Annotated in this window: 8 protein-coding genes; 4 read left to right on the forward strand and 4 right to left on the reverse strand. The window is 67.6% G+C overall.

The window, feature by feature from the left end; genetic code table 11:
* Window positions 1–230: 230 nt before the first annotated feature.
* Window positions 231–2,264: a lytic transglycosylase domain-containing protein gene (locus DBV14_RS05815; protein WP_124458246.1), complete on the reverse strand. Its 2,034-nt coding sequence runs from the start codon at window positions 2,262–2,264 to the stop codon at window positions 231–233.
* A 9-nt stretch (window positions 2,265–2,273) separates the two neighbouring features.
* On the opposite strand from DBV14_RS05815, the gene DBV14_RS05820 reads away from it, so the two are divergent.
* Window positions 2,274–2,891 carry a 5-formyltetrahydrofolate cyclo-ligase gene (locus DBV14_RS05820; protein ID WP_124458247.1) on the forward strand — a complete coding sequence of 206 codons (618 nt, stop codon included), beginning with the start codon at window positions 2,274–2,276 and terminating at the stop codon, window positions 2,889–2,891.
* A gap of 6 nt (window positions 2,892–2,897) precedes the next feature.
* Here the strand turns inward: DBV14_RS05820 and DBV14_RS05825 are convergent, their stop codons facing one another.
* Window positions 2,898–3,881, reverse strand: coding sequence for a LysR substrate-binding domain-containing protein (locus tag DBV14_RS05825; protein WP_124458248.1), 984 nt, complete (start codon window positions 3,879–3,881; stop codon window positions 2,898–2,900).
* 173 nt (window positions 3,882–4,054) lie between these two features.
* On the opposite strand from DBV14_RS05825, the gene DBV14_RS05830 reads away from it, so the two are divergent.
* Window positions 4,055–4,375: a DUF2917 domain-containing protein gene (locus DBV14_RS05830; RefSeq protein WP_124458249.1), complete on the forward strand. Its 321-nt coding sequence runs from the start codon at window positions 4,055–4,057 to the stop codon at window positions 4,373–4,375.
* 93 nt (window positions 4,376–4,468) lie between these two features.
* Here DBV14_RS05830 and DBV14_RS05835 read toward each other — a convergent pair whose 3' ends face one another.
* Complete coding sequence (locus DBV14_RS05835; protein ID WP_124458250.1) at window positions 4,469–4,879, reverse strand: BLUF domain-containing protein; 411 nt, start codon at window positions 4,877–4,879, stop codon at window positions 4,469–4,471.
* A gap of 111 nt (window positions 4,880–4,990) precedes the next feature.
* On the opposite strand from DBV14_RS05835, the gene DBV14_RS05840 reads away from it, so the two are divergent.
* Window positions 4,991–5,740 (forward strand): Crp/Fnr family transcriptional regulator, encoded by a 750-nt coding sequence (locus tag DBV14_RS05840; RefSeq protein WP_185545934.1) that lies wholly within the window; start codon window positions 4,991–4,993, stop codon window positions 5,738–5,740.
* A gap of 24 nt (window positions 5,741–5,764) precedes the next feature.
* Here DBV14_RS05840 and DBV14_RS05845 read toward each other — a convergent pair whose 3' ends face one another.
* Window positions 5,765–6,652: a DUF6279 family lipoprotein gene (locus DBV14_RS05845; protein WP_260396831.1), complete on the reverse strand. Its 888-nt coding sequence runs from the start codon at window positions 6,650–6,652 to the stop codon at window positions 5,765–5,767.
* Between DBV14_RS05845 and glmU the strand changes: the two genes are divergently transcribed.
* A complete protein-coding gene (glmU, locus tag DBV14_RS05850) occupies window positions 6,651–8,078 on the forward strand; it encodes a bifunctional UDP-N-acetylglucosamine diphosphorylase/glucosamine-1-phosphate N-acetyltransferase GlmU (RefSeq protein ID WP_124458251.1) in 1,428 nt (475 codons plus the stop codon). The two genes, DBV14_RS05845 and glmU, sit on opposite strands and share 2 nt — an antisense overlap.
* The last annotated feature ends 34 nt before the right edge of the window (window positions 8,079–8,112 follow it).

Here is an 8,112-nt window from a genome sequence, read left to right on the forward strand (position 1 = left end):
TGGTGTACCGCTGATCAACGACCACTCTGATGACGCTCACGCGGATGGTGTGCTCTGCGCAGCGAAATAAAGGAGGAGCGAAGCGGGGGACATTCGCGGAGCAGAGCACACCGTCGGCGTGGGCGTCGCCCTGAACCGCGCCCCGAACGAACGAAACAGCAGCCGAGCCCCGAAGAACAACAGCCAGCCCCTCAGTCGCAAGACAACGAACAGAAGGGCAAGCCGTCATCTCAGGGCAGGTCCTTGTTTGGCTCCGGCTCGGCTGCATCACGCGGTCCGACCCGTCCCAGGCGTTCCTTCAGCGACTGCGGCTTGCCGCTGATGATTGCCGCGTAGTTCGTCGTGTTCGCCAGCACCTTCTTCACGTAGTCGCGCGTTTCGCTGAACGGCACGTTCTCCGCCCAGATTGCCGCGTCGAGCACCGGGCCGTTGCGCCAGCTGCGCGGACGGCCGGGGCCCGCGTTGTAGGCCGCGGCGGCCAGCGCCATCGAGCCGTCGAAGTCGTCCAGCGCCAGCTTCAGGTAGTTGGTGCCGATCGTGATGTTCGTTTCGCGGTCGTTGATCTGCCCCGGCGAGAAGTCGGTCATGCCGATCTTGCGGGCCGTCCAGCGCGCCGTGGCCGGCATCACCTGCATCAGGCCCGAGGCGCCGACGCCCGAACGTGCGTCCATGATGAAACGGCTTTCCTGGCGGATCAGGCCGTACACGTAGGCCGGGTCCAGGCCGATGTCCTGGCTCTTGCGCAGTACGGTGTCGTGGAACGGCATCGGGAAACGCTGGTCCGCGTCGACCACGCCCTTGGTCCGCTCGCTGGTGTTGATGCAGCGGTCCCACACCTCGCGCTGGCAGGCGAAGTCGGCGGCGGCCAGCAATGCGCGGTCGTCCATGCCGCCCTTGTCGTGCAGGTTGGTGGCGTAGTTCCACTCGCGCGTGCCTTCGGAGCGCAGGCCGATCGCAATGGCGTACAGGCCGCGGTTGAGCCCCAGGTTGCTGCGCGCGGCGGCCTTTTCTTCGGGCGTCAGCGGTGCGGGCTTCGTGGGCGCCACGGTGCGCTGGCCCAGTTCTTCGAGCGCCAGCATTTCGTAGAAGCCGCGCGAGCCGGCGATGCTCGTGTACAGCTCGCGGGCCTGGGCGCGGCGTTCTTCGCTGCGCTCGCTGGCGAGCGCGCGGGCTTTCCAGTAGACCCAGGTCGGGTCTTGCTGGGCGGTGTCGCTCATGGCGTTGATGGCGGGCGCCACTTCCTTCCACTGGCCGGCGCGCAGGGCAGCGCGCACGCGCCAGCCGAGCATGTCGTCCGACAGGTCGCTGTTCTTGGTGACGTTGGCGAAATAGCTGCCGGCCTGCGGCCACAGCTTGTTGGCGGCGGCGCGGCCGATGGTGCCCCAGAGCCAGTTGCGCTCTTCGGCGGAAAGCATCGGGCCCCACTTGCTGTCGAGTTGCGAGGCGGCCTGCTCGGGGTCGGCAATGGCGACCTTGACCAGCGCCAGCACCACCAGTTCCTTGCGCGACTTGGCGGCCACGAAGGCGCGGCCGGTCAGGAACTTGGCCGAGCTGGCGTTCAGCTCCTCGAACAGCGGCAGCGTGTCGGGCGCGGCAATGGTCACGGCGCCGCGCGCGGCCGCGGGGCGGTTGGCCTCGATGGCCAGGCGCGCCTTCTTCCAGGCGTCGTTGGGCGACATCAGGCGGGCCGCGACCATGCGGTCGGCGGCGGTCAGGCAGCCGTCGTCGGCTTCTTTCTGGCTGAACCAGTTGCGGCGCACCTCGTCGGCCTGGGCCTGCGTGGCGGTGCCCGAGCGCAGCGTGTCGACCAGCACGGCGTAGCAACGCACCTGTGCGTCGTCGCCCATGCGAAAGCCCGCGATGGCGGCGGAAAAGCCGTCCCAGTCGCGGCGCTGGCCAAGCAGCAGCAGCCAGTCGTTGCGCAGGCGGTCTTCCTGGTAGGTGCCGGGGTAGCGCGCGAAGAAGTCCTGCACCTCGTTGGGTGCGGCTTCCTGCAGGCGTGCCTTGAGTTCCCAGTAGGCGGCCCAAGGTTCGAGGGCATGGCCGCGGGCTTGCGGCAGCAGGGCGGTCAGGCGGCCTTTGTCGCCGCGCTGGAAAGCCTGCTTCATCTGGGTCAGCACGTCGTCGTTGGTGTTGCTGTTCTGCGCCGCGGCGGGTTGCTGTGAAAGCAACGCGGCGAGGGCCAGGACAGCGGAAAAAACCAGGGCGGGTGCTGCGGTGCGCTGGCGACGGCGCGTGGATGCCAAAATGCTTGGGAACTGCATCGGGGGATTATGGACAAGTCAAAGGGTGCCGACACTTCGGCGACGGCGAGTTTTCTGAAGGATCAGTTGCGCAAGGCATTGATCGAACAACGCCTGGCCATGCCGGACCGGCTGACACGCGCCGACCTGCTGCAGCGCGTGATGCGGATCTGGCTGGTCAACCGGCCCGACACCGTGATCGGCGCCTACTGGCCGATCAAGGGCGAGTTCGATCCCTTGCCGGCCCTGCATCGCTGGAAGGAAGACGGCGAGCTCATCGAAGAACCGCAGCGCCGCCGCATCGGACTGCCGGTGATCAACAAAGTTCACAAGACCCTGACTTTCCATGCCTGGTATCCGGGCTGCCAGATGGAAGAAGACGCCTACGGCATTCCCAAGCCCAAGGACACCGAGCTGATCGTGCCGACGCTGCTGTTCGTGCCCTGCGTGGGCTACAGCGCCGGCGGCTACCGGCTGGGCTACGGCGGCGGCTTCTACGACCGCACGCTGGCGGCGCTGGAGCCCCGGCCGTTCACGGTGGGGCTGGGCTTTACCAATGGCTTTCTCGACGACTTCGAGCCCGAGGCGCACGACCTGCCGCTGGACGCCATCCTGAACGACAACGGCGTGGTCTGGCCGACCAGCTGAGTTGCTTCAGTCGATGTTGTCGACCGTGTCCGGGTCGGGCACCTCGCCGATGGTTTCGCGCGTGGTGATGGCCTGGTCCTGCAGCCAGTCCCAGAACGCCTTGATTTCTGGCCGCAACGCGTTGCGCGGCCCGGCAATGAGCCAGTAGGCCATCGGCGAATCCATGCGGTGCTGCGGCAGCACCTCGACCAGGTCGCCATTGGCCAGGCTTTCGGCAATCAGCGAGCTGCGCGCCAGCGTCACGCCCTGGCCGGTCAGGGCGGCCTGCACCATCTGGTAGGCGTAGTTGAAATAGAGCCAGCGCTTGGGCTGCGCGCGCTCCAGGCCATTCACCTCGAACCAGCGGCGCCAGGTCAGCCACTCAAGGTGGGTGCGGTGGGCGTCGCCGGCCTCGATCAGCGTGAAGCGCGTGATGTCGGCGGGCGTCTTGATGGGCGGGCTGCTTTTCAGCAGCCAGGGGCTGGCCACCGGCGTCAGCGTTTCGCCGAACAGGCGCACCGCGCTGGCCGGCATGACTTCGGGGGGGCCGTAGCGCAGGGCGATGTCAACATCGGCCACTTCGAGGTCGACCGCCACGTCGCTGGCGTCGATGCGGATGTCGATTTCGGGGTTGTCGCGCTGGAACGCCTCCAGCCGCGGAATCAGCCACATCGATGCGAACGAGGCAAAAGTGGTCAGCGTGACGCTCTTGCGCCCCGCGCTCTGGCGAATCTGGCGCACCGCGTTGTCGATGCGCGGCAGCGACTGCTGCACCGCCAGCAGCAGCTGCGCCCCGGCGCTGGTGAGCTCCACCGCCCGCGTGTGGCGCAGGAACAGGCTCACGCCCACTTCTTCTTCCAGGGACTGGATCTGGCGGCTGACGGCCGACTGGGTCAGCGCCATTTCTTCGGCCGCCGCCCGGAAATTCAGGTGCCGGGCCACGGCTTCGAAGGCGCGCAGGTGCCCGGCCGAGATGGGGCGGGAGCGCAGATGGGTTTGCGAATGTTGCATGGGTATGACCAGGGGCGGCGCCCGTCACTCAAAACGGATTGATGCGAAACGGGCATCAGTAGGCTACCTCCTTTTCATTGGACTGCCAACGCGGGAAAAACGATCATTCATTCCCGAACCGCGCCATTGCCTTCTGTTTGTCAAGCGCTTCGGTAAGCCCAGGAGTCTTCATCATGTCCACCGCCGTCTGCACCACCCCATCGCTCGCTTCGCTGCCCGTTCCCGCCCGCACCACCGCTGCTGTTCCACCGGCCGTGCGCCGTGGCGCCTGGCAGATTGCGCCCGGCGAGGCGATGAGCCTGAAGGCACGCACGAACAGCGTGCTGCGGGTCAAGCAGGGCCGCGTGTGGATCACGCCCGACGCCACGCTGAAGAACCCGAGCGAAGACCTGGTGCTCGCACCGGGCGAATCGCTGGCGGTGGCCGCGGGCCAGCGCATCGTGATGGAAGCGTGGGACGGCTACGGCGCGACCTACGCCTGGGACGCCGCCTGATCCCTGGCGCTCCTCTTCCACACGGCAAAAAGAAGCGGCTTCGGCCGCTTTTTTCGTTTCCGGGCCCGATCGGTCCGCCGGTCCGTCGGCCAATCAGCCGTTGATGTCGAAGCTGGGAAGCAGGGCCAGGAAGTGCCGCAGCGCGACTTCCCCGTCCAGCGCGTGCACGCCGGCCATCAGGTCGGGCCCCTCGCTCTCGGCCAGCCCCATGCCGAAGCCGGTGTAGCGCCGCCTTGCCAGCGGGGCTTCGTAGGCCACGCGCACCTCCACATGCCGGGGGTCTTCCACGATGCGCCGCATCAATGAATCGACGGCGTCGCGCGGGCCTTCCAGATGCTGGCAGAAGCGCATGCCGTCAAAGACCAGTAGCCCCGTGATGCCCTGTTCGGCGTTGCGCGCCCGTGCCCGGGTGACGATGGCGCCCACGGTGGTCGGGGGCAGGTTCTGCGCGAGCGTGCTGCAGTAAAGGACTTCGTAGAGCGGCTGGGTTTGTTCTGCGGTCATGCGTCTTGGATGAAAAACGCTGCGAAGTCTAGGCAGCCGCACGACATGGGGAAATGTCAAAAGACACAGGCGAAAAGTCTATAGTGGCGCGTGAAATTCGAGGACTATCCCGTGGCCGCTTCCCCTCCGCAGGGCATCAATCCCTGCGACGGTTGCGCATTGCGCCAGCTCGACGCCTTTCTTCCGGCGTCCGACGAAGAGCTCAAGACCATCCAGTCGTTTCGCGCCGGCATCCGGCGTGTCGAGGCGGGTGGTTCCATCGTCGAGGAGCACCGGCCGAGCACGCAGCTCTTCACGCTCTACGCGGGCTGGGCTTTTCGCTACAAGACCCTGAGCGACGGCCGGCGGCAGATACTGAGCTTTCTCCTGCCCGGCGACTTCATCGGCCTGCAGGACGAGTTTGCCGAAGGCCAGACGCACGGCGTCGAGGCCGTGACCGACGCCACGCTGTGCGCCTTTCCGCGCAACAAGCTCTGGCCGTTGTTCCATGCCCAGCCCAAGCTCGGCTACGACATCACCTGGCTGGCCGCGCGCGAAGAAAAGATGGTCGACGACAACCTCGTCACCGCCGGCCGGCGCAATGCCGGCGAGCGCGTGGCCATGCTGCTGATGCACCTGTACCGCCGCGCGGAACGCGTGGGCATGGTGCGCGACGGCTGGGTCGAGTTTCCGTTCAACCAGCAGCACATTGCCGATGCGCTGGGGCTGTCGCTGGTGCACACCAACAAGACGCTGCGGCGGCTGCAACGCCTGGGGCTCTACAAGCTCGACGCGGGCTGGCTGCGCATCATGGAGCCGCACGCGCTCGAAACGCTGGGCGACTACTTTGAGCGCCCCTTGCGGCCCACGCCGTTGATCTGACCGGGGCTTGGCCCGAGGCAGATATCAGCGCGCGGCCATCAGCTGGCGCAGGTCGCTCCGGTAGGCCTGCAGCCGGCGCACCGCCTGCTCGCGCTGGCTGGCGCTGGTGCCGTTGTGCAGCACGGCCGTGTTGCGGCAGCCTTCCTGCAGCAGCGCCTGCTGCTGGTCGCGCCAGGGGCCGGGCGGCGGATCGGCGATGCGCTGGATGTACGCATGCAGCGCGGCGCGCGCCTCGGCCGGCGACGGCTTGTTGGCGCTGAAGCCGCGCAGCAGCACCAGCGCTTCCTGCTGGCGCTTGCGGCGCTCGGCGTCCGCCAGTTGCGGGTTGAACACCGACTGCGCCACCTGCTGCTTCAACAGGTCGCGCTGCTCCGCCGTCAGCCGGCCATAGAAGTCCTCGGTGCGGTCCAGGAACTGGTCGTAGCGCTTTTCATGCACCTGGGCCGGCGTGCGGTCGAGCCAGTCCTTGCGGTAGGTGGCGTTGTTCTTCGCGTACTTGCGCTCCAGCTGCTGCAGCTGGGCGTCGGTCAGGCTCAGCGCCAGTTCGGTGCCGGCCAGCTCGGCGCGGTCGGTCACGGCCAGCAGGCGCTCGCGGATGCGGTCGGCAAAAGCGCAGGCCTGCGCCGGCGTCACCTCACCAGGCGCCAGCGCCTGTGCCTCCTGCAGCAGTTCGGCAATGCGGGGCAACTCGTTCTGCCGGTGCCAGGCCAGCAACTGTGCCAGCTCGTCGCGCACCTTCGGGGTCTGCGTGCCGTCGAAATCCAGATACCCGTCCAGCCACCAGTAGCTCAGTTCGGGCAGGTTGTTGTAGGCCAGCTTGATCGTGCTGCAGGCCCCCAGCGAAGCGGCCAGCAGCAGCACGCCGATAATTCGCGCCAGCTCCGCGCAACGCATTCGGGAAAAGAAACGCATGAATCAGACTCCGCAACAAGACAACCTGGGGCCGGTCGATGTCGTCATCATGGCGGCCGGCAAGGGCACGCGCATGAAAAGCAGACTGCCCAAAGTGTTGCATCGATTGGCCGGCCGCGCATTGCTGGCGCACGTGGCCGCCACCGCCGCGCGCATCGGCGCACGCGACGTGGTGGTCGTGACCGGCCACGGCGCGGCCGAGGTCGAGGCCGCCATGGCCGGCGGCATTGCGGGCTCCACGCTGCGCTTTGCGCGGCAGGAGCCGCAGCTGGGCACCGGCCACGCCGTGCTGCAGGCGGCACCGCTGCTGCCCGACGACGGCACGGTGGTCGTGCTGTCCGGCGACGTGCCGTTGATCGGTGAAGACACGCTGCGCGCGCTGATCGCCGCCAGCGCCGGCCAGCGCCTGGCACTGCTGACCATCGAATTCGACGACCCGACCGGCTATGGCCGCGTGATCCGCAAGACGGGCGAAGGCGAGGTGACGGCCGTGGTCGAGCACAAGGACGCCACCCAGGCGCAGCGCGCCGTGCGCGAGATCTACAGCGGCGTGATGGCCGTGCCGGCACGCCTGCTCAAGGGCTGGCTCGCGCGGCTGGACAACCGCAATGCGCAGGGCGAGTACTACCTGACCGACGTGGTCAAGCTGGCATCGGCCGACGGCGTGCCGGTGGTCGCGCACATCACGACCGATGCGCTGCAGGTGGCCGGCATCAACAGCCCGGCGCAACTGGCGGCGTTGGAGCGTGCCTGGCAGCTGCGGCAGGCGAATGCGCTGATGGAGCAGGGCGTGCGCATGGCCGACCCGGCGCGCTTCGACCTGCGCGGCACGCTGGACTGCGGGGCCGACGTGGAGATCGACGTCAACTGCATTTTCGAAGGCGCGGTGACGCTGGGCGAGGGCGTGCGCATCGGCGCGAATTGCGTGATCGCCAATGCACGCATCGAGGCCGGCGCGGTGATTCATCCGTTCACGCACATCGAGGGCGAGAAGGCGGGCGTGACGGTGGGCGAGCGGGCATTGATCGGGCCATTCGCGCGGCTGCGGCCGGGTGCCCAACTGGGCACGGAGGTGCACATCGGCAATTTCGTGGAGGTGAAGAATTCGACGCTGGCGGCGGGCGCGAAGGCGAACCACCTGGCCTACCTTGGCGACGCGACGGTGGGCGAGCGGGTGAACTACGGCGCGGGGAGCATCACGGCCAATTACGACGGCGCGAACAAGCACCGCACGGTGATCGAGGCCGATGTGCACGTGGGGAGCAATTGCGTGCTGGTGGCGCCGATCACGCTGGGCGCGGGGGGCACGATTGGCGGCGGCTCGACGATCAACAAGTCGACGGAGGCGGGGGCGCTGACTGTGGCGCGCAGCAAGGCTATGAGCTTTCCCAATTGGAAGCGTCCGCAGAAGAAGCCGAAGGCTTGAGGCGGGGTTGGGTGCGGGAGCGGGTGCGGGGTCA

This window comes from Variovorax sp. KBW07 (assembly GCF_003852515.1).
GTDB lineage: Bacteria > Pseudomonadota > Gammaproteobacteria > Burkholderiales > Burkholderiaceae_C > Variovorax.